This is a genomic window from Roseofilum capinflatum BLCC-M114 (assembly GCF_030068505.1).
GTDB classification, from domain to species: Bacteria; Cyanobacteriota; Cyanobacteriia; order Cyanobacteriales; family Desertifilaceae; genus Roseofilum; species Roseofilum capinflatum.
Map to the genome: position 1 here is coordinate 138,743 of NZ_JAQOSO010000087.1, position 19,547 is coordinate 158,289.

Annotated in this window: 20 protein-coding genes and 1 CRISPR repeat array; of the genes, 5 read left to right on the forward strand and 15 right to left on the reverse strand. The window is 45.4% G+C overall.

Going from position 1 to position 19,547, the window contains the following annotated elements; genetic code table 11:
* Positions 1-43: 43 nt before the first annotated feature.
* From PMG25_RS16875 to PMG25_RS16925, 11 genes are all read right to left on the reverse strand, one after another.
* On the reverse strand, positions 44-640 hold the full coding sequence (locus tag PMG25_RS16875; protein WP_283768067.1) for a Uma2 family endonuclease: 597 nt from the start codon (positions 638-640) through the stop codon (positions 44-46).
* Between the two features lie 167 nt (positions 641-807).
* Complete coding sequence (locus PMG25_RS16880) at positions 808-1,035, reverse strand: DUF433 domain-containing protein (RefSeq protein ID WP_283768068.1); 228 nt, start codon at positions 1,033-1,035, stop codon at positions 808-810.
* Positions 1,036-1,076: 41 nt separating this feature from the next.
* Entirely contained in the window at positions 1,077-1,373 is a 297-nt protein-coding gene (locus PMG25_RS16885) for a type II toxin-antitoxin system RelE/ParE family toxin (protein ID WP_283768069.1), read from the reverse strand.
* Positions 1,370-1,606 (reverse strand): addiction module protein, encoded by a 237-nt coding sequence (locus tag PMG25_RS16890; RefSeq protein ID WP_283768070.1) that lies wholly within the window; start codon positions 1,604-1,606, stop codon positions 1,370-1,372. The genes PMG25_RS16885 and PMG25_RS16890 overlap by 4 nt, the downstream gene beginning before the upstream one ends.
* A 438-nt stretch (positions 1,607-2,044) precedes the next feature.
* Positions 2,045-3,328, reverse strand: a complete 1,284-nt coding sequence (locus tag PMG25_RS16895; RefSeq protein WP_283768071.1) for a DUF2201 family putative metallopeptidase — start codon at positions 3,326-3,328, stop codon at positions 2,045-2,047.
* A gap of 175 nt (positions 3,329-3,503) precedes the next feature.
* The gene (locus PMG25_RS16900) at positions 3,504-3,704 is read right to left on the reverse strand and encodes a hypothetical protein (RefSeq protein ID WP_283752296.1); all 201 of its coding nucleotides are present in this window, start codon (positions 3,702-3,704) and stop codon (positions 3,504-3,506) included.
* A gap of 52 nt (positions 3,705-3,756) precedes the next feature.
* A complete protein-coding gene (locus PMG25_RS16905) occupies positions 3,757-4,752 on the reverse strand; it encodes a hypothetical protein (RefSeq protein ID WP_283768072.1) in 996 nt (331 codons plus the stop codon).
* 337 nt (positions 4,753-5,089) lie between these two features.
* On the reverse strand, positions 5,090-5,710 hold the full coding sequence (locus tag PMG25_RS16910) for a Uma2 family endonuclease (protein WP_283768073.1): 621 nt from the start codon (positions 5,708-5,710) through the stop codon (positions 5,090-5,092).
* A gap of 82 nt (positions 5,711-5,792) precedes the next feature.
* The gene (locus PMG25_RS16915) at positions 5,793-6,878 is read right to left on the reverse strand and encodes an AAA family ATPase (RefSeq protein WP_283768074.1); all 1,086 of its coding nucleotides are present in this window, start codon (positions 6,876-6,878) and stop codon (positions 5,793-5,795) included.
* Between the two features lie 151 nt (positions 6,879-7,029).
* Positions 7,030-7,755 (reverse strand): hypothetical protein, encoded by a 726-nt coding sequence (locus PMG25_RS16920; protein WP_283768075.1) that lies wholly within the window; start codon positions 7,753-7,755, stop codon positions 7,030-7,032.
* Between the two features lie 69 nt (positions 7,756-7,824).
* Entirely contained in the window at positions 7,825-8,451 is a 627-nt protein-coding gene (locus PMG25_RS16925) for a hypothetical protein (protein ID WP_283768076.1), read from the reverse strand.
* Between the two features lie 181 nt (positions 8,452-8,632).
* On the opposite strand from PMG25_RS16925, the gene PMG25_RS16930 reads away from it, so the two are divergent.
* Together PMG25_RS16930 and fba are read left to right on the forward strand one after the other, a co-directional pair.
* A complete protein-coding gene (locus tag PMG25_RS16930; protein WP_283761818.1) occupies positions 8,633-9,073 on the forward strand; it encodes a hypothetical protein in 441 nt (146 codons plus the stop codon).
* Between the two features lie 137 nt (positions 9,074-9,210).
* Complete coding sequence (fba, locus tag PMG25_RS16935; protein WP_283768077.1) at positions 9,211-10,290, forward strand: class II fructose-bisphosphate aldolase; 1,080 nt, start codon at positions 9,211-9,213, stop codon at positions 10,288-10,290.
* 108 nt (positions 10,291-10,398) lie between these two features.
* On the opposite strand, the gene PMG25_RS16940 is transcribed toward fba, so the two are convergent.
* The 3 genes from PMG25_RS16940 to PMG25_RS16950 form a co-directional block, all read right to left on the reverse strand.
* A complete protein-coding gene (locus PMG25_RS16940) occupies positions 10,399-12,366 on the reverse strand; it encodes a tetratricopeptide repeat protein (protein WP_283768078.1) in 1,968 nt (655 codons plus the stop codon).
* Between the two features lie 306 nt (positions 12,367-12,672).
* The gene (locus PMG25_RS16945) at positions 12,673-13,557 is read right to left on the reverse strand and encodes an SPFH domain-containing protein (RefSeq protein WP_283768079.1); all 885 of its coding nucleotides are present in this window, start codon (positions 13,555-13,557) and stop codon (positions 12,673-12,675) included.
* Between the two features lie 11 nt (positions 13,558-13,568).
* Positions 13,569-13,853: a hypothetical protein gene (locus PMG25_RS16950; RefSeq protein ID WP_283768080.1), complete on the reverse strand. Its 285-nt coding sequence runs from the start codon at positions 13,851-13,853 to the stop codon at positions 13,569-13,571.
* Positions 13,854-14,004: 151 nt separating this feature from the next.
* Between PMG25_RS16950 and PMG25_RS16955 the strand changes: the two genes are divergently transcribed.
* The gene (locus PMG25_RS16955; RefSeq protein ID WP_283768081.1) at positions 14,005-15,360 is read left to right on the forward strand and encodes an FAD-binding oxidoreductase; all 1,356 of its coding nucleotides are present in this window, start codon (positions 14,005-14,007) and stop codon (positions 15,358-15,360) included.
* A gap of 9 nt (positions 15,361-15,369) precedes the next feature.
* Here the strand turns inward: PMG25_RS16955 and PMG25_RS16960 are convergent, their stop codons facing one another.
* On the reverse strand, positions 15,370-15,531 hold the full coding sequence (locus PMG25_RS16960; RefSeq protein WP_283768082.1) for a hypothetical protein: 162 nt from the start codon (positions 15,529-15,531) through the stop codon (positions 15,370-15,372).
* 214 nt (positions 15,532-15,745) lie between these two features.
* On the opposite strand from PMG25_RS16960, the gene PMG25_RS16965 reads away from it, so the two are divergent.
* Entirely contained in the window at positions 15,746-16,777 is a 1,032-nt protein-coding gene (locus PMG25_RS16965; RefSeq protein WP_283768083.1) for an ABC transporter substrate-binding protein, read from the forward strand.
* 13 nt (positions 16,778-16,790) lie between these two features.
* A complete protein-coding gene (locus PMG25_RS16970; RefSeq protein WP_283768084.1) occupies positions 16,791-18,464 on the forward strand; it encodes an ATP-binding protein in 1,674 nt (557 codons plus the stop codon).
* A 221-nt stretch (positions 18,465-18,685) separates the two neighbouring features.
* A CRISPR array of direct repeats spans positions 18,686-19,539; the repeat unit is 37 nt; unit sequence GTTTCAATCCCTAATAGGGATTTATGGGTGTTTCAAC.
* Positions 19,540-19,547 lie beyond the last annotated feature (8 nt).

Below are 19,547 nucleotides of genomic sequence, written 5' to 3' on the forward strand. Positions count from 1 at the left end.
CCGACTTTGACATTAAAGTATAGCCAGCGATCGCCTCAATCTTTTAGTGGGTTGCGATCCGCTTCATTTTTAACCAATCAAATATTTGGGTAGGACTCATTTCGAGATCGATACCGGCTAGGACGGGTAAGCGATCGCTTCGAGCAAAAATAACAGGTTCTTGTTTGGGTCGAAAAACAAGAATAGAGCGATCGCTCGGATCGAGCAACCACCCCAATTCACTCCCATGTTTTAAACCATGTAAAATATTAGCTGCAACGCGGTTAGAAGATTGGTCGGGTGAGAGAATTTCAATAGTCCAATCGGGAAATGAATTGAACTTGTTGATGAGATCGCCTTCTGGTGTCATGGGAATCCGATTCCAACGCAATACAGAAATATCGGGGACGAGGGAGCGATCGCCAAAAGTGCATCGTAATTCGGGAAAAGCACAAGCAATCTCTCGATCTTCGCTAATTTGATTAATTGCTTCGCACAGCTTGAATTGTAATCGACTGTGTTGGGTTTGAGGCATTGATTTTTGTCTTGCTTGTCCGGTATGCTCTCCTGCTGGCGTGTATTCCCATGCTGGTGATTCCTCAATATAGGGAAGTTTGAGGAAGGCTTCGAGAGTTAAAGATTGAATCGGTGTTGCAGTCATAAAAAGAATGTTATCTTAGACTTTAACTATGACATAAATTAGCCAATAGAGTGCGTTGGCGGAACAGAGTAGTGGACTGTTTCAGCTAATTGGATACTTTAGATGTTGGGTAATGCGAGCATCTTGCTCGCTAGAGGAAGGCAGCGAGCAAGATGCTCGCACTATATCTATTGCATCATTTTAGATGAAACCATCCAGTAGCGATCGGCAGCATAAGCAATGCAGGCTTTTAAATCTTCTCGCGTCAGATCGGGAAAATCGTCGAGAATTTCTGCTTCGCTCATCTCGGAAGCGAGGTACTCAAGCACTTCATAGACTGTAATACGCAAGCCACGGACGCAAGGCTTACCACCACGTTTTTCAGGCTCAATTGTAATGATGTCTCGGTAGTTCATATTATGCTACAGTAGTTACTTGTTCGGCTGCATTGATGGTGCTATACCCGATCGCTCCATACCTGTGGGTCGCGCTTACTGTGAAATACTGCCAATATGACAATACGATCAGGTTCAACCTTGTACAGAATTAAATATGGAAACTTAGGGACAATGGCACGGCGAGCATCCTCAAAAACAATCTCACAGGCTTCTGGAAATGACTGAATACGCTCTAATACTTCAGTAACACGGGTGAGAAACTCAACTCCAAGTCCTCTTTGCTGTTGCTCGTACCAATCAAATGCTAGATCGAATTCAGTCTGTGCCTCAACCCGAAATACAATTGGTAAGCTCATTGCTGTATTTCTGCTCTAGAAAGTGCTGAAGCTCTAATGTCTTCCCAAGAAACCACTGATTGAGGATTAATTTGATGATCCGCGAGACGACGGGATAGTTCTTGCTGCTGTGCTTCTGTTAACTCAAGCTGCTCTGGTTCGGCACTGATGCTGTCCCAGATGGCTTGAACTAACCAGATGCGATCGCTAACACTCAATGTTTTGGCTTGTAGTAGGGCTGTCGATCGCTCCATAGCTATACTCCTGTCATAAAAACAATTATCTGTATTTTACATTGAGAGGCGGTTGTGGTGTTGAGCAGTGCTTCAAAAGCAGGTTGCGATCGCCCTTTCTATAGCAAGCGATCGCACTCGCAAAATATCGGCGATCGCACCAGCTAAATACCTCACACTCTGATAAGGTTGGTAGTAGGTACGATTTTTCGGGAGGGTTTTGGTGCGTTACGCAGGAGCAGAGATTCTCGATTTATTAATAGATTGCTCCCCTGCTAACGCACCCTACTGCCGTGACTCTTACAAGCAACTTAAAAGAATAAACGTGACTTTTAATGTTTCAAAAATCAAGTGAAGAATATACAGCACTTCGCGCTGTAAGGAAGGTGTATTTGGGTATTGGGTTTCACCTCGTTCAACCCAACCTACTTATTGCCTCATTTTAACTGAAACAGTCCACTATGCTGATGCACTGATCGCAGCACTAGCCTTAATATAGGCCCCTTGCCCCAAATGCTGTAACTGGGGATAACAACTGCGGTAATGCTCCTCGCTCACAAACAACCACAGAATGCGAGTCCGCCGATTCTGGGGCGGTTCGGGGCAGGGAGCATAACCATCGGTGTAAATAATTAGGCCATCGTAATCTCGATGTTCTTCCAGATAGGCTAAAACTGGGCCAAAATTTGTCCCGCCTCGTCCTGTTAACTGAACCTCCCTTTTGGCGCAACGGAAGGTCATCACATCGCTGGTAATCTCAGTATCAAATTGAATCACATCGATCGCCGGAACGCCATAGTTAAAAAAGCGGTTCACCACCGAAAACCCCTGCTGTAGCTCTTTGGTTCCCATGGAGCCACTGACATCAATGGCAAAGAGTAAACGGGTGCTAAACTCACGACGACTGCCCATATAGGCGAACCCATAACGGCGATTGGGCTTCATGCGGGTGAGCCTGCGCTGTTGGCTGAGGATGGAGGTGCGAAACTTGCGTAAAACTGCCCGATAGTCCAGCTTTGGGTGCAGATTCGCTAAAATCCGTTCGCGCAATTTGCCGCCAATGCTGCCCCAACTATCATTCGCTTGTGCCATTCTTACCAGATCGTCTAGGCGATCGCTTAATAATTCATCTCGATCCCACTGGTCAGTATTTTCCACACCGCTCAGGTCTGCGTCGGTATAGACTTCTAGGAGATCTGAAGTTGAAGAGTTAGAAGAGCCGGATGCGAGGGCAGTTTCAGCTTCAGCTTCTCCCATCCCTGCTCCCGACGCTCCAGAGGCTGCCTCTTCCGGATTGGGGGACTGTTGATCCCCCCTAGCCCCCCTTAAAAAGGGGGGAACGAGATCGAGCAGCTTGTGGTAGTAGAACTCGAAGAATTGTTTGTCAGAACTGGAGTCGCCAAAGACATCCCGCGCCCTAGGAAAGGGTAGCTCGGTTTGCAGATATTCCTGGAGCGTTATATTGCTGGCAGCATAGCTAATTGCCGAGTGCGCTTGGCGGCGACTGTAGGGGTGTTTGAGCAGAATCCGTAGGGCTTCAAAGCGCAGGGTAGCTTCTAAGTGGCGATCGCTCAATTGCGCGATAAACTCCGGATTATACTCAATTCTACCCCGTTGCACGCGAATCGTTTGAATGCGCGGCTCAGAGACCAAAGCGTGACTCGTCCAGACAGCCAAGAATAGTGGCTCAACCAGCAGCCACTTTTCGACTATTCGAGCAATACGGTGACGGGCGATCTTCATATCAATTAAAAATTAAAAATTAAAAATTAAAAATTAAAATTTCGGCTATGATTTCCAATCATTGTCAGGTGGGCAGGAGGAGAAACGACATCATTTAAATTGTACAACTATACCCTGCCCACCCTACCGCTTCACTGCCGATAGTGATACCAAAAGTCAGGAGTTGCACGATATTTCATAGATCGGTACAACGCCCTTCCTGTAGATGTTGCAATGCTTTCTCAGCGAGTCCATCAAGCTTACCTGCCGCTACATCTTCTTCAAACTGACGATCCCAGATCTCTGCATCAAACTCTGCAAACCAAGCTCTAAAAGCAGCTAAGTCTTCCGCAGGTAATTGACTAACAACTTGTTCAGCTTCTTTCAATGTACTCATAATTAGTGCAAAAGCTAAATTTCTATTGAGATGATTTCACTATTTTACTTCATCAACTGTCAACTAAGCGCCTGACCTGCCCATAAGCAAGATAATATCCTCCCTGACTGGCCTCCTCTACTTGGTCTACCACATAAAAAATTCCCTCAGCCCGAATGCTCTGCGGAAAGCGCACATTATAGTCCTGATTGTAGCCCTCAGATACCACTTGCGCCCGTAATTTTTTCCCCTTGGAAATACATTGAATTAATACCCCTTTTCCCACTGTATTCGTGGTTTCTAAATCCTGCCAAGATCCCGTTGCTTTGACCAGGGGCAGCTTTTTTGGTGACACAAGGCGGCGAATGTTGCCCAAAGGACGGTAAAATTTGCGATCGCTGACTAATTCCACTTCATCGACTACATACGTCGCCTCCTCTTCCCGCCAACTGCGAGGAAACTGCACATTTAATTCTGGATTATATCCCTCAGAAATTACCCGGATTCGCAATTTTCTTGAAATCTTCTCACAGCGTAATAAAACCCCACTGCTGGCTTCTGTTACAGTTTCCAATTCTTCTGTTTGTTCGGGTGATTTTGGAGCCTTGCGATCGCGCAACCCCTCGGAATGAGAATCCCTCGATAAAACTTGCTCTCGTAATGTATAGCTGACCCTTCCTGCCCCATCAACCAAAGTTCTAGGATTCAAATAGCCAAAATAGTCTTGTCCTTGTCTGATAAAATTCTCACTAGGGCGGCCAAACTGCCATCGATTAAACCCTGCATTAAAGCCAAATCGTTCAGTTTTTTTCCCATCTACCCAAATCATTCTCTGAAATGTTCCATTTTTGAACGCAAGGCGAGCGTGTTGCTTCTGACGAGTATATTGGCTCAAATAATTAAATTGAACTTCTTCAGCCAGAATAGTCTCTTCTCCCTCCCCTTGTAGGGTTGAGGGGTCGTAGGTAAAAAATCCGGTAAATTGACGGCCTGCTAACGACCCTGAAAGAATATTAACGGTAAAGTCGTAAGTCTTTTTTCCTTGGAGTTCTTGTTTCGGTTGAACCATTTTCGTCTCCTCGTAATACAGCAGGAATGGGTAAGGGGTCATCGGTGGTTGATATCAAGTCCGGTTTCCGCAAGCGGACATGAAAATTTGTTAAGAAGCGGGCAAGATGCCCGCACTCCTCGAATTCTTTGATATGACTGGAGTGGGAGCATCTTGCTCCCTGGATTTTTAATTAGGGTATTTCCGCTTCGCGGACATGAATAAGCGAACTTGATATGATACCTGAATCGCCTCCAAATACTCGGACAAATCAATCGTAAGGTGGGCAGGAGGAGAAAGGACATTATTGAAATTTTACAACTATACCCTGCCCACCCTACCGCTTCTATACCTTTATCTAAATAATTTTGGCGGCAAAAATCTCTGCGGCACTCAGTTGTAATTCCGGGAACGCCAAAGACTCAATTTTCTCGTTTCCGGTAAACAGCGTTACCTGATACTCCCCATCCACCAGTTGGTAAACAGAGAGAGTCGGTTGTTTGGGATTGCCGATAAACCGCCTACCGCCTAAACCCAGATAATCGACAATCCAGTATTCAGAAATACCCATCAGTTCGTAGTCCCCGACTTTCCTCAGATAATCATCTTGCCAGTTTGTACTTACAACCTCGATCGCCAGTCGCACGGAATCTCCCTTGGTAATAATTGATTTTTTCTGCCAACGGGGTTCCTCGGCTAGTTGCGCTTTATTGAGGACAATAAGATCGGGTTGATAACCGGATTTGCCATCGATCGCTTTCAGCAAGCAATCACCGGGAATGGCACAAGTTAATTTGTAATGGTCGATGTGAATTCCCAGTTCTCCGATTAAAAAACCGATAACCATAGAATGTTCCCCGGTTCCTAAAGGAATTTTAACGATCGCTCCATTGCGTAGCTCGTATTTATCAATCGAGTTTTCTGGATACCAGTCTATAAATTGATCGAATGATACGGGTGTGGTTAGAGTTGCAATCATAGTTATTCAGCACGAGAGATTAAAAGAGGTTGAAGAAACCCGGTTTCTTGGAGAAACCGGGTTTCTGGCGAAGGATTGGGGTTCAAACCTGAATCGCCTCCAAATACTCGGACAAGAAGTCAATCAGATCCATCGATTCAGCGACAAAACCCATGGCATCGCTAAATTTGGGGCTTTGAACCAGGGAGGAAAAATGGGCGATCGCCTCCTGTTGTTTGGCTTTGGCGAGATGCTGGAGGTATTTCAACAGATTCTTGCGGGCCTGATCGGCTTTATTTTCCGGGCAATGTCCGGCATTCAGCCAAAGTAAAACCCGTTCATTTAAACTCGCAAAGTCCTGAATTTCCAGGTCTTTGAGCTGCTTGGAATACTTAGAAAATTGTAACAACAGTTGCTCCGGTTCCAAACCCCGTTGGTTAGCCAAGCTTTGGCGAAATGCGAGACTAGCATGAGTCCCCACCATACCGGCGATCAGTTTGAAATGAATATCTTCGAGATCTTTATGCTTGCCAACAAAATCCGCAACTTTTACCCAAGCGCGGCGATCAGGGGTTTTGACGAGACCGGCAGTGGCGATCGCCGTATCCGCATCCAGATTATCACCATCAAGATAATCTGGATGCTGTTGGATAAAGGTTAGCACCCGCGAATCAATATCGCGATCGGCAGCCCAGATCAGCCAATCTTCCACCGTCGGCGCAAACTCGTAGAGGTTAAACCGGGATACCAGGGCCGGATCGAGTTCGGTTAGTTGATATTCTTCCCCTCCATTCACCGCAGCGATCACAATACTGCCAGGGGGCAGCGCTCTACCGGCCAAGGTTTTGTTCAGGGTAAGGTCTTGAACCGCCTGCAAAATCTCCGGTCGCGCTCGGTTCAGTTCGTCTAGGAAGAGTACCACGGGGCGATCGGCTTCTGGCCACCAGTACGGAGGTAAAAACACCGATCGCCCGGTTTTCTCGTCTTTATGCAACAAGCCAATCAAATCCCCCGGATCGCTCATCTGACCCAAAAAGAAGGGGATAACAGGCAGATTTTGGCGCTGACTGTAGAAATGGCTGATAATTTCGGATTTGCCAATACCATGCTTTCCCACCAGAAGAATATTTTGCTCCGGTGGGGTGAGTTCCAGCACTTGATAGAGTTCGCGAGCATCAATACGAATCATGTTCTTCTATAGCATTTTTATAATCAGTTATCAGCATGTTGCCCTCATCCCCCAACCCCTTCTCCCACGGGAGAAGGGGAGTAAGAAGTCCCTCTCCCACGGGAGAGGGATTTTCCTACGGACATGAAAGGGAGAGGGCTTTCTACTTTTGTTACAAATCCTCATGACGAATCCAGCCAGACCAGCCATAACGACGCTTGAGACGGGTGGTAAAGCGAACACCACTATTGTAAGTCTCGCGAAGAGTTTGAATGGCGGGTCGTAATTTGGGTAATACTTCTTTGAACTGGTTAAAGGGAATCAGAATGGCAAAGTAGTCTTGGTCAGACAGACGAATCATGAGCTTGAGCTTAACTGTATCGACTTCGGTGGCAAAGTCAAATTTATCTTCTTTGGCAATTTTCCGCACCTGAGCTAAGATGGCTTGCACTTTCAAGTCTTTCTGTTTTTTGCGCTTGGCAGCTTGGGCTTTTTGCCGGTCAACTCGCTGTAAAAAGGCTTTCACTAGGGAGACGACTTCACTGATATCGGAAACGGGGGCCGGCGATCGCTGATATCCTAAGTCTACCCAGAGCTGTTGCTCCGGACTCACAAGCAGATGTAAATGGGTATGGTTGTGATACCAGCGCTCTTTTGATTGTTCGAGCAGAATACAACAACAGACCCTATGGCTGGGGGTTTGCTCTGCACTTGACCCAGTTTGAGAACGACGGAAATCATAACAGGTATCATGGCGCTTGACCCCAGGGAGAGGCTCAACTCGCGCTAAAAAGTCTTCCGCCAGCGCTTGGGCCTGTTCGGGGTCAACAGTGAGGGGGTTTTCCCCTGATATATTCTCCCGCAGGAGCTTTTGCATACTCCGTAATGTGATGGACATAATCTCAACGACCTTCCTTAGCTGACATTCGGTAAGATTGCGTTCTTCACCAACCCACCCTTAATGATATCAACTGGCGATCGCTCCTGGTGTTTGCAGCGTAATGCCAAATAGAATAGCGATAACTTTGGCCAAATCATTCGGTACACCGTAGGTATTGATATCTTTTTGAATCAACTTTTGCTGGCGATAAAACAGACCAAATTTCCAAGTATCTCCTGTTGTAACTGCTCCGTAGAGACAATCTACAGGAGTATCAACCCACTGGTCTAGGGCAATCAGTTCTACCGCAAGCTGGGTAAATCCTTTCCCCAGATCGGCATTTTTCGCTTCAATAATGACAACGTTTTGATGCGCGGGAATAAAATAATCCACATTTCCCTTCAATTGGTTACTCACCTGGATCGAATACTCAATCTTGAGGGGTGACTGGATAAACTTGCAGACCGTTTTCAGTACGGGAAAAATGAGCGATTCTCGACGGGCAATTTCTGAGGTGGGATTGACTAATGCCAAGTTTTCTGTCAATTCATGGATTAGTGGGGTCGGGTCTAGAGGTTGCTGTTCTGGCAGTTGGAGAGAAGTCGATTGGAACGCCACCCCAAATTCAGCTAGGATATCGGCGGTGTCAAAGGGTAGGGCGGCATATTGGCTAAAGCTGTAACTTGCGGCAGGATCAAGAATTGAAGGTTTCACGATTGCTTTACTCCAGCAGCTTCAACGTTGTCCCTGAATTTTACAAAAATGTTGATTATCTTGTCAACTTCATAAACCTTTACAAATCCTTAACCTTAAGGGAATTTGCCGTAACTGCGGATACAACAGAACAACTGCTCATCAGTGAATAATTGTCATCACGATTCAAGGAGGATTGCCTGTGAATGCAGCCGAACAAGCAACTAACTTTGAAATGGCCAGCCAAATTGCCAGTACAGTAAATTTATTCAAAGCTCAGTTTCCCGATGTGCGGGTGGATATGAAGCCTTGGATGAATGACCCCTGTACCCAAGAATTGGTCGATCCGGACTCGATTGATCTGGGTTTCCATTTTCCCGGATTTAGCCGCTCGTTCCAAAGTCGTTCTGTGCTGCTCCAAATTCGTTTTCATCGCGATCCCCTAGAACAGGAACTTCGCGCTATTGGGATTGAGGCAACTGGATACAGCCACAAAGGACAACAATGGCGATTCTCAACGGTGGAGAATTGGCGCTTTGAGGGGGAAACCCAACCCAATCGAGATATCGAGAACAAGCTAAAGCACTTTTGCCGCCAAACCCTAGAGCTGTTCAATCGAGATCGGGGCGATCGCCCAGCATAAAATAAAAACTGACAATCGTAGCAAGATCCGGTTTGATTTCCTAAAATCCCAAAAATATCTTAATATTGTTTCAAGACTGGATTTGTCATTAGACAATTTGCTGAAAACCACAACCATCTTAGGAGGACAAGTATAGTATGGCCCTCGTACCCATGCGACTTCTGCTCGATCACGCAGCCGAGAACAACTACGGTATCCCTGCATACAACGTAAACAACATGGAGCAAATTCTGGCCATCATGCAAGCTGCTGATGAAGCCGATAGCCCTGTAATTCTGCAAGCTTCCCGTGGTGCTAGAAAATATGCCGGTGAAAACTTCCTCCGTCACCTGATTCAAGCCGCAGTGGAAAGCTATCCCCATATTCCCATTGCTATGCACCAAGACCATGGGAATGCTCCTGATACCTGCTATACCGCCATGCGCTATGGTTTCACCAGCGTTATGATGGATGGTTCCTTAGAAGCGGATGCCAAAACCCCTGCCAGCTTTGAGTACAACGTTAATGTTACGGCTGAAGTGGTTAAAGTCGCTCACTCCATTGGGGTTAGTGTTGAAGGAGAACTTGGTTGCTTAGGTTCTCTGGAAACTGGAAAAGGTGACAAAGAAGATGGTCATGGGTTTGAAGGAACTCTTTCTCACGATCAATTGTTAACCGATCCTGACGAAGCGGTTCAATTTGTAGAACAAACTCAAGTAGACGCTTTAGCTGTAGCCATTGGAACCAGCCATGGTGCGTACAAATTTACCCGTAAACCTACTGGCGAAATCCTAGCCATTAGCCGCATTGAAGAAATCAACAAGCGTCTGCCTAACACCCACTTGGTGATGCATGGTTCTTCTTCTGTACCTGAAGATTTAATTGCCATCATCAACCAGTACGGTGGTAGCATCCCTGAAACCTACGGTGTACCCGTTGAAGAAATTCAAAAAGGAATCAGGAGCGGTGTGCGTAAAGTTAATATCGACACCGATAACCGGTTAGCGATTACGGCTGCTATCCGCGAAGCGGCTGCTAAAGATCCCTCTAACTTCGATCCTCGCCACTTCATGAAGCCTTCTATCAAGTACATGAAACAAGTTTGCTTGGATCGCTATCAACAGTTCTGGACTGCCGGTAATGCCAGCAAGATCAAGCAACAAACTTTAGATGTTTATGCCGTTAAATATGGCAAAGGTGAGTTAAACGCTACCACTAAACAAGCGGCTGCTGTTTAATCGCACCTGAGCGTTCGCTCTTCGTTTGTTCCTAACTGTTCACTGATATTGTTTTTGATGGGGATGAATCTTGGAATTCATCCCTTTCTTTTGTTGATGGTTGTTGAGTTAGAGTCGATTAAGAATTTCGGGTAATAAATTGCTGGGAACTTGGGCTAGGGCGCGGTTTTGAGCGTCAATACCACCTTCATTATAGAGCGATCGCAACGCTTGCAGGAGATAGTTAAGCGCCGTATGCGCCATTTGCGGGTGATTTTGCCATCTTGTCCAGGCTTCGATATGATGTTTGAGGGATAATTCCAGGGGTTCTAAGCGATCGGATTGATCCTGAGAACCGACTTGATGGGCAGTCATGGCCAATTGATAGAGGGCGACACCGAGGTTATTATGGGTCGAAACGGGATCGAAGCTGAGAGATAAAGAGTCTTGATTTTCAGGATTTTCCATGGTTTCAATCACCCTTTGATATGCACCAATACACTCTTTTAAGTGTTCGCGTCTCTGCTCAATGGGTGCATCGGGTTGATTGGCTAAATGCCAATAGGTGGTTCCCAGATTGTTTTGCGTCGCCGTATAGCCACTGGGATTTTTCTCTACAGTACGATATTGAAGCGCCAGTTGATATGACCAAATGGCTAATTGCAAATAGTCTTTAGGATTCTGATATCGGGATAAATTCCAATAGGCAGTCCCTAAGTTATTTTGAATCATGCCATAACTGAGAGCATCGCGATCGGGATGATAATATTTTAGGGATTCTTGATAGGCGGCGATCGCCTGTTTCAAATTCTTAGCCGCCTCTTGGTGTTGCGCCAGATTCCAATAGGCGGTTCCCAGGTTATTTTGAGTCGAAGCATAGTGCTGTAAGTCTGGCTCGGACATTTGCTCATAGGATTGATCTCCAGGTTGCTCTCGATAGGATAAGGCAGCCTGATACGCGGCGATCGCCTTTTCTAAGCCTTCTACCGGGTTTTCATGGCGCGATAATTCCCCGTAGGCAATCCCCAGGTTATTCTGTAGGCGAGCATAGCCTTGGGGTTGGGATTGGATTTGCGGATGGTTTAGGGCTTGTTCATAGGTGTGAATGGCTTGTTTGAGCGCTTCTAACCCCTCTTCCCGGTTCGCCATTTTCCGCGATAAAATCCAGTAGAGATTGCCTAAATCATTGAGCAAGTCTAACCGGGCGATCGCATCGTCTTCTAACGCCTCTAGCGCTTCCTTTTGCGAGGCGATCGCTGCTTGCACCTCTTCAACAGTATCGGTTTTTACCACGAGAGGACGCGGCTTTTCCCCTACTGCTCCCCCCAGTTTCTGCTCTTGCTCCTCTGTGTCTTTCTCTTGCTCAGGTAACCCAGCTAACACCTTTACCCGCTCATTTAAACCCACTCCCCCCCGTGAATTAGCCGGAAGGGGTTCAGAGGAAAACTCAAACAATGCTGTATGGCAATGCCAAAATCGAGGAACCGACTGTTGAATCGAAAATAACCAAGGGCGAGGTATCCAGATTAACAGATTCCACTCCCAAGCTAAATCCAGATAACGCTGGGCAATATATTCCAAATTTTGTAAAAAAGACCATTGTTGGGTTGGCGACTTTTGGGTAAGACGCTGCACCCCAAAAAACTGGAACCCAGGGGACAACTCGCGGGGAACATGAGGAGCAAGATCTAAAGGCGAAACCTTCATCCAGTCATCTTTGCGTCGTCTGGGGGGTGAATTTGGGGTTGAAGCCAGAGCGTTTTGGATTGTGTGATGATTGACCGTATCATACCAGCGATCGATTTGGTGAACCAGGTTCGGATCGTCGGCTTCTAATTCTAGAGTTACCCATCGCGGAATCTGAGAATCTAGAGGCGTGCCATTACATCGACTCTCCATATCCAGTTGATTAACCAAATACTGGCAAAAATTCGGATCGTCACACACGGCTAAAAATAGTTGGCGACGCAGGTTTAAATTTAGGGCTTCTTTTAAGTCGCGATAGGTTTGCCAATTTTTATCTTGCAGAATCATAGGGAATAGGGAATAGGGAATAATGAGTAAATGTGAATCGACCAGAGCTTGCCCTCTCCCCATATCCCTCTCCCAAGGGAGAGGGACTTTTATCCCCCTTCTCCCTTGGGAGAAGGGGGTAGGGGGATGAGGGCAAAATGTTGAGAACTCATTGCACAGTGCTATATAGCTAGTCTCAATGAGTTGTGCAACTGGAAATGCCCTCTCCCTATATCCCTCTCCCACTCCGAGAGGGACTTCTGCTCCCCTTCTCCCTTGGGAGAAGGGGGTAGGGGGATGAGGGCAAAATGTTGATAACTCATTGCACAGTGCTATATACTTCTATCCTCCAAGGAATTCACCCCCAATTCAGGATTTCTCCCCATTCCCCTACTGCGCTGTCTCCACATTAAAGGACGGAAACGGTGCAGGTGTACCTTGATAAATGGGTAAAACACCGTTCCATTTCTCGATCATTTGCTCTTGTAGTTCAATTTGCCGCAATTGCAACGTCATGGGGGTAATGCTAGAAGCTTGAATTTTCGCTACTTCTGCGTCTCCTCGCGCTTCCACTGCCTTTTGCTTGGCTTCCGCTTGGGCAACCTCTAACTGCGCTTGAGCGGCGATCGCCCGTTGTTCCGCTTGAAAGCGAGCCGTAATTTGTGCCTCAATGGATTCATCAAAGCGGGGTTTACTCACAAATCCCACCGACTCAAAATTAACCCCCACCGGGCCAAATTTATCCGTTAAGCAAGTTTGCACTTCTTTGAGTAGTTTCGATTGCTGACTACCCAGAATTTCTTCCGGTTTATAATTCGTTGCCGACTGATTAAAACAGTTACGAGTTTCACTGCGGACTAACGTCCCCTTAAACTGATCTGGATCTTTCAGGTATTTACCATAAAAATCCTTGATTTGATTGGTATTAAAGAAATAGGAAAGAGACACATCCGCGTTAACCGTAGTGCCACCAACGCCAAACGTAATACTTTCATCCTTGGGCGACCCTTCATCAACGGAAGCCGTCAGAATATAATACTGCACATGATCGGGAAAAACAATAATTTCTTGACTATAGCCGTTATACCAGACTTTTCCGGTGCTAATCGTGGCATTTTGCACGCCCCGATTATCGCCATATAATTCCACTTTTAAGCCCACATAACCGGGAGGAATTCGTTTAACACTGGTTCCCGGCAATACGCCACAGGAGGAGACTAGAGAACCGAGTACGGTAACCAGAAAACTCGACAGGATCAAAGGACGGAATTTCATTAAACTTACTCCTAAATAGTCGATTTACGATCGAGTAATTCCAATAAGGAAAAAGAGTCGTAGGGAAAGGCAGCTTTTAGTTGCTGTTGGCGACGTTTTGCGTCGGAAAGTTCACTTTGGATATGAATAATTGATAGGGCAGGAATGAAGATTAAACTGGAAAAGTATCCCAATATGCCTAACCACACTTTTAAGGTACTCGGAGCGCTGACTAAATTGGCGGAATTGCCTAAGAGCCAAAAACAGAAGATCAGTTCAATGCTGCCTAAAATAATCCATTTCTTGATGGTGTTCATGATGGGTAATCGGTAATAGGGAATAAGGAATGGGTTCAACACCCATCGCTTAGTGTCTATTCTGGCAAGTTAAACTTACACACCCGTTGATTGTGTACGAAGATTCACAGGGGCTATGGTAAGCTTAGAGAGCGGTTTATGAAGGGATGGGATGATTTCACTACAGCTCAAAAACCACTGGGATGAATGGGTGTCGGCTCTTGAAGGGATAGAGTGGACGACGCAACCGAATCAGGTGGCGAAGTTATCCCAGGATTATTTTCATTTTAGCCCCATTTTACAGCCGTTGCTATCGGAAAAACGGGCGGATGTGGTGGTGTTTCCCCGCCATGAGTCGGATGTTTTACGGGTGGTTAAGGCCTGTGTAGAGTATAAAATTCCGGTTACGGTTCGGGGTGCAGGGACGGGAAATTATGGCCAATGCGTTCCCTTAGAAGGGGGAGTCGTTTTAGATTTAACTCGTATGAATCAGATCCTGGAGATTGAACCCGGATGGGTGAGAGCGCAACCGGGAACAAAGTTAGCCCAAATTAATAAGTTAGCCTCGGAAATAGGTTGGGAGTTGCGACTGCTTCCTTCTACCTATCGCACGGCAACCCTGGGGGGGTTTATTGCGGGGGGAAGTGGGGGCATTGGATCTATTTTATACGGATGGTTGGGCGATCGCGGCAATTTCCTCGCTGCCAAAGTCGTCACCGTCGAAGAAGAACCCCAAGTGCTGCAATTACAAGGCGATGAAGTTCAACAAGTCAATCACGCCTATGGAACCAATGGCATTATCATTGAGCTACAGATGCCCTTAGCGCCGAGTTATCCCTGGGCTGAAGGTATCATTGTTTTCTCAGACTTTATGGCAGCAGCCAGGTTTAGCCAACAGTTAGGCGAATCCGATGGTTTAATTGCTAAATTAATCAGTGTTCACGCTTGGCCCATTCCCTCCTATTTTACCGCTCTTCAGCCCTATTTACCCGATGGCAAGCACGCCGTTTTACTCATTTTTGATTCCACTGGTTTAGCCGGTTTAGAATCTTTGGTGCGAGAGTTTCAAGGGGAAATGACTTATGTTGCTTCTATAGCAGAAAAATTGCTGCATTTAGGAGAGTTTACCTGGAATCATACCACCCTCCATGCTCGCGGAGCCGACCCCAATTTGACCTATTTACAAAGTCGCTTTCCCTACGATCCGAAATTGCAATTGGTGCAGCAGTTTTATGAGCGGTATGGGGACGAAGTAATGATGCATTTAGAAATTGTACGTTATCAAGGGCAAGTGTCTCCCTGTGGGTTGCAGGTGGTGCGGTTTACGAGTGCGGAACGGTTACAGGAAATTATGGAGGATCACGAGAATCATGGAGTGATGATCTTTAATCCCCATACCTATATTTTAGAGGATGGGGGCAGTGGCATGATTAATCCTCTGCAAGTGAATTTTAAGAAACAAGTCGATCCCTATGGTTTGTTGAATCCGGGTAAAATGCGCGGTTGGTTAGAGCCAATGAATCTATAGCGCTTCGCGCTAGGCAATAGGCAATAGGCAATAGGCAAAAGGCAAAAGGCAATAGGCAATAGGCAATAGGCAATAGGCAAAAGGTAAAAGGCAATAGGCAAAAGGCAAGAGGCAAAAGGCAAAAGGCAAGAGGCAAAAGGCAAAAGACAAAAGGCAATAGGCAATAGGCAATAGTATTGTTGAAAAAGGTTTTGAGCGTTCAACCCTGTATTCTATAACAGAGCAACATGCTGTATAGCTGATTCTCCTGCCCACCTTACGTGCTAGGTGCTGAAATCGATCGCAATTTATAGAAAGTTTAAGAATTCGGGTCAGTTCTGAGAATATTTAAGCGAAACTGTTAGAATGAACAGATCAATTTCTGAAACTGACTGGGAATCTGCTGATGTTTAAGCCATTCTCAAACGTCTATCTTAAACCGTTATGGGTTACCCTCGCCTTGTTCACTTTAATAACCAGCTTATTGTTAAAAGGATGTAATGTCAACAGCGATCGCCTCACGACCTTACAAATAGGAACAAATACCTGGCCAGGATATGATGTCGCGCTCTACGCACAAGAGGCAGGACTCTTTGAAAAACGAGGCTTAGAAGTCGAATTTTCCCGATTTGATGTGGCTCAAGATACCATTCGCAGTTTGCTCGCTGGCAATTTAGATGCTGCCTTCGTCTCCCTCTGGGAATTAATGCAGGTGGAACCAGGGGACGATCCTCTGGTTTATCTCATGGTTACCAATGTGTCTCACGGTTCCGATGGATTAGTAGTGACGGAAGATATCGCATCGGTTTCAGACTTGAAAGGTAATACCATTGGAGCAAAATTAGGAACCGTGAGCCATTTAATTTTACTCGAAGCCTTAAAAAATAATGGACTCAATCCAGAAGATGTCAATATTCGAGATATTTCTAATCCAGTAGCGATTGAATCCATCCAGCAAGGGAACATCAAGGGAGCAGTATTGTGGGAGCCAGATTTAAGTGAAACAGCACAAGCCATTAATGGCAGCATTCCCTTCACCACCGCAGATGTGGATAGTTTAGTCATTGATGGTTTCGTGTCTCGTGCCAGTTATGTGCAAAGTCATCCAGAAGAACTAACTCAATTTATTTTAGCTTGGTTTGATTTAATGCAGGAGATTGAAACCCAGCCCCAAGTCGTCTTTAATGTCGTCGGAGAATTACTGCAACAAAGTGGAGACTCTTTTGCCAGTGATTATTCGGGGTTGAAAAAAGGAGATATTGAGATGAATCGTCGCATGTTTTCTGCCAATGGACGGTTAGAAGAAGCAGTAGGAGAAATTGCTCAATTATTGCAGGAAGACCCCCGTCATAACCGCACGATTGTGGAAGATGTTAAGATTGACCCAACACAGGTGATGTCGGCGATCGCCATTTGGGAAGACGAACAAAACCAGTAAAACACTACAACTAATGAAATTTCTGCGTAAGGAACATTCTCAATGGACAGTATCTCAAAGACTTCTTAGCACGTTTATCATTGCCTTTTTAGCCGTGGGTTCAATTGCATTGATTGTAGAATCTTGGTGGTTGCGAAGAAACTTGGCAGAACAGGTTGAAAGTCGGGCTGAAGCTTTAGCCAAGAGCTTGATTTTTTCAGTAGAAGGGATTGTTGAAGGCAGTTATCGGGCGAGTCTGAACCGGACGGTACAAAACTATGCCACTTTACCGGCAGTTTTGGAAGTTGTCATTCTTGGCTCTAATCAGCAGATCGTTGCCCATAGCAATACTATTTTTCCGAGAAGTTTATACTTTCGTTTGCAATCGGATATCCAAGCCTTAGAACCTTCGCTGCGAATGGAACAGCCTGTTCATACAGAAGTGGTTTTAGACCAAAAATCGATTCTGATTTTTAAGGTTCCATTTTATAGCTCGATTTTTAGTTCTTCGAGTGGTGCAGTCATGCTATTTATCGATCGGGCGGAAATGGAAAGACGATCGCTACAGACATTTATCTTCTCTACTGTTATCCTCCTTTCTGCTCTGATCGTGATTCTTCTGGTACTGGGATGGGCGATTCAGCACACAGTATTACAGCCTCTTAAAAAAATCAATCAGGCCATAGAAGAGAGCCAAAATAATCAGAATTGTGTGATTGCAAATCGGTTTAATTCTCAAGAATTTACTCATCTAGCGCAAACGTTTTCAGATGCCTACAATCAGTTACAAACAGAAATTATTGAACGTCGCCAAGCTGAGGATGATCTGCGAAAAAAATCTGATGAGTTGGAAAAGTTAATTGTGGAGTTGAAACAAACTCAAATTCAACTGATTCAAACAGAGAAAATGTCCAGCTTAGGTCAATTGGTGGCTGGGATTGCCCATGAAATTAACAATCCAGTCAGTTTTATTGCTGGGAATCTGGTTCCTATTGACCACTATTTCCAAGATTTTGTGCATTTATTAGAGGCCTATCAAAGACAATACCCTAATCCAGCATCAGAAATTGAGGAATTAAGGGAAGAGTTAGAAATTGATTTTATCCTGGAAGATGCTCAAAATATATTAAGATCAATGAAACATGGAACGGATCGCATCCGCGATATTATTATCTCAATGCGGAACTTTTCCCGGTTAGATGAAGCGGATATGAAGGAGGCGGATATTCATCAAGGAATTGAAAGTACGCTGCTGATTTTACAACATCGATTTAAGGAATTCTCCCATTCTGTCCCGATTGAACTGATTAAGGATTATGGGAAACTGCCTCTGATTAATTGCTATCCCAGCGAGCTAAATCAAGTGTTTATGAATTTGTTAGCGAATGCTATTGATGCTTTGAAGGAGGAAGCGGAAAAAGATAAACAGTTTGTGCCGATGATTACGATTCGCACAGAGGCTCGTTATTCTGCGGATAGATTGAAATCAGTGCTGATTTATATTGCTGATAATGGTGCGGGAATCTCTGAATCTCATCAACAGCGCTTGTTTGACCCATTTTTTACGACTAAGCCGGTGGGAGAAGGAACGGGTTTGGGTCTTTCGATTAGCTATAAAATTGTGGTCGATCGCCATAAGGGTCGTTTAGTGTGTCATTCTGAACTGAACAAGGGCACAGAGTTCGAGATTGAGATTCCAGTCTCTTAAAGTGCTTTGCGCGGTAATGGGTTGGGTAATGGGTAATAGGTAATATCAAGTCCGGTGAATGGGAAAAGACAAGCGGGCAAGATGCCCGCACTCCTGAAATCCGTTGATATTATTGGAGTGGGAGCGTCTCGCTCCCTAGACTTTTAATTATGGTGTTTCCGCTTCGCGGACATGAATATAATAGAGGAAATTGCTTATGGCCTTGACCTAGACTAGGGCAAGTTTCAATCCCTAATAGGGATTTATGGGTGTTTCAACATCCTGATCGGTCGGCTCGCGATAGAAGCTATATTCGGAGCTGTTTCAATCCCTAATAGGGATTTATGGGTGTTTCAACCATGGCGATCGCGTGGAGTACATCCCCTATTACGGAGTTTCAATCCCTAATAGGGATTTATGGGTGTTTCAACTGGGTTTTAGGAATGGCTGACCACTCATAGGCACGAACAGTTTCAATCCCTAATAGGGATTTATGGGTGTTTCAACGGTGTTGGGGGTTTATCCTTGCGTTTGCCTTGTTCGTTTCAATCCCTAATAGGGATTTATGGGTGTTTCAACAATCCTAATCCTTCTCGCTTTGGCCCTTTGCGTGAGTTTCAATCCCTAATAGGGATTTATGGGTGTTTCAACCTCACGCCCCCCTATGACGGGAATTGTGCCATTATTGAGAGTTTCAATCCCTAATAGGGATTTATGGGTGTTTCAACCAAAAACCGGACAACCGCCCGCTTAAACCATCTCAAAGATGTTTCAATCCCTAATAGGGATTTATGGGTGTTTCAACTCTTATCCGGCAAATGCCCATAGTTGGGAGGAAGATGTTTCAATCCCTAATAGGGATTTATGGGTGTTTCAACGTAAGTACAGATTGAATGATAGTAATAGAGAAAAGTTTCAATCCCTAATAGGGATTTATGGGTGTTTCAACTTTGACTACTGTGGTTTTGGCTGCATTTACTGCTGTCCTGTTTCAATCCCTAATAGGGATTTATGGGTGTTTCAACCTGAGGCATCCAAGCTTTTGCTGGCCATCGCCAAGTTTCAATCCCTAATAGGGATTTATGGGTGTTTCAACCGCTTGCT

What these genes read in the sequence shown, in the direction of transcription:
- PMG25_RS16965 (WP_283768083.1), top strand. Translation starts at nt 15,746, where the DNA reads ATGTTTAAGCCATTCTCAAACGTCTATCTTAAACCGTTATGGGTTACC.
- PMG25_RS16940 (WP_283768078.1), bottom strand. Translation starts at nt 12,366, where the DNA reads ATGGGGAGAGGGCAAGCTCTGGTCGATTCACATTTACTCATTATTCCC.
- PMG25_RS16880 (WP_283768068.1), bottom strand. Translation starts at nt 1,035, where the DNA reads ATGAACTACCGAGACATCATTACAATTGAGCCTGAAAAACGTGGTGGT.
- PMG25_RS16950 (WP_283768080.1), bottom strand. Translation starts at nt 13,853, where the DNA reads ATGAACACCATCAAGAAATGGATTATTTTAGGCAGCATTGAACTGATC.
- PMG25_RS16890 (WP_283768070.1), bottom strand. Translation starts at nt 1,606, where the DNA reads ATGGAGCGATCGACAGCCCTACTACAAGCCAAAACATTGAGTGTTAGC.
- fba (WP_283768077.1), top strand. Translation starts at nt 9,211, where the DNA reads ATGGCCCTCGTACCCATGCGACTTCTGCTCGATCACGCAGCCGAGAAC.
- PMG25_RS16895 (WP_283768071.1), bottom strand. Translation starts at nt 3,328, where the DNA reads ATGAAGATCGCCCGTCACCGTATTGCTCGAATAGTCGAAAAGTGGCTG.
- PMG25_RS16910 (WP_283768073.1), bottom strand. Translation starts at nt 5,710, where the DNA reads ATGATTGCAACTCTAACCACACCCGTATCATTCGATCAATTTATAGAC.
- PMG25_RS16885 (WP_283768069.1), bottom strand. Translation starts at nt 1,373, where the DNA reads ATGAGCTTACCAATTGTATTTCGGGTTGAGGCACAGACTGAATTCGAT.
- PMG25_RS16955 (WP_283768081.1), top strand. Translation starts at nt 14,005, where the DNA reads ATGATTTCACTACAGCTCAAAAACCACTGGGATGAATGGGTGTCGGCT.
- PMG25_RS16900 (WP_283752296.1), bottom strand. Translation starts at nt 3,704, where the DNA reads ATGAGTACATTGAAAGAAGCTGAACAAGTTGTTAGTCAATTACCTGCG.
- PMG25_RS16945 (WP_283768079.1), bottom strand. Translation starts at nt 13,557, where the DNA reads ATGAAATTCCGTCCTTTGATCCTGTCGAGTTTTCTGGTTACCGTACTC.
- PMG25_RS16970 (WP_283768084.1), top strand. Translation starts at nt 16,791, where the DNA reads ATGAAATTTCTGCGTAAGGAACATTCTCAATGGACAGTATCTCAAAGA.
- PMG25_RS16915 (WP_283768074.1), bottom strand. Translation starts at nt 6,878, where the DNA reads ATGATTCGTATTGATGCTCGCGAACTCTATCAAGTGCTGGAACTCACC.
- PMG25_RS16875 (WP_283768067.1), bottom strand. Translation starts at nt 640, where the DNA reads ATGACTGCAACACCGATTCAATCTTTAACTCTCGAAGCCTTCCTCAAA.
- PMG25_RS16920 (WP_283768075.1), bottom strand. Translation starts at nt 7,755, where the DNA reads ATGTCCATCACATTACGGAGTATGCAAAAGCTCCTGCGGGAGAATATA.
- PMG25_RS16905 (WP_283768072.1), bottom strand. Translation starts at nt 4,752, where the DNA reads ATGGTTCAACCGAAACAAGAACTCCAAGGAAAAAAGACTTACGACTTT.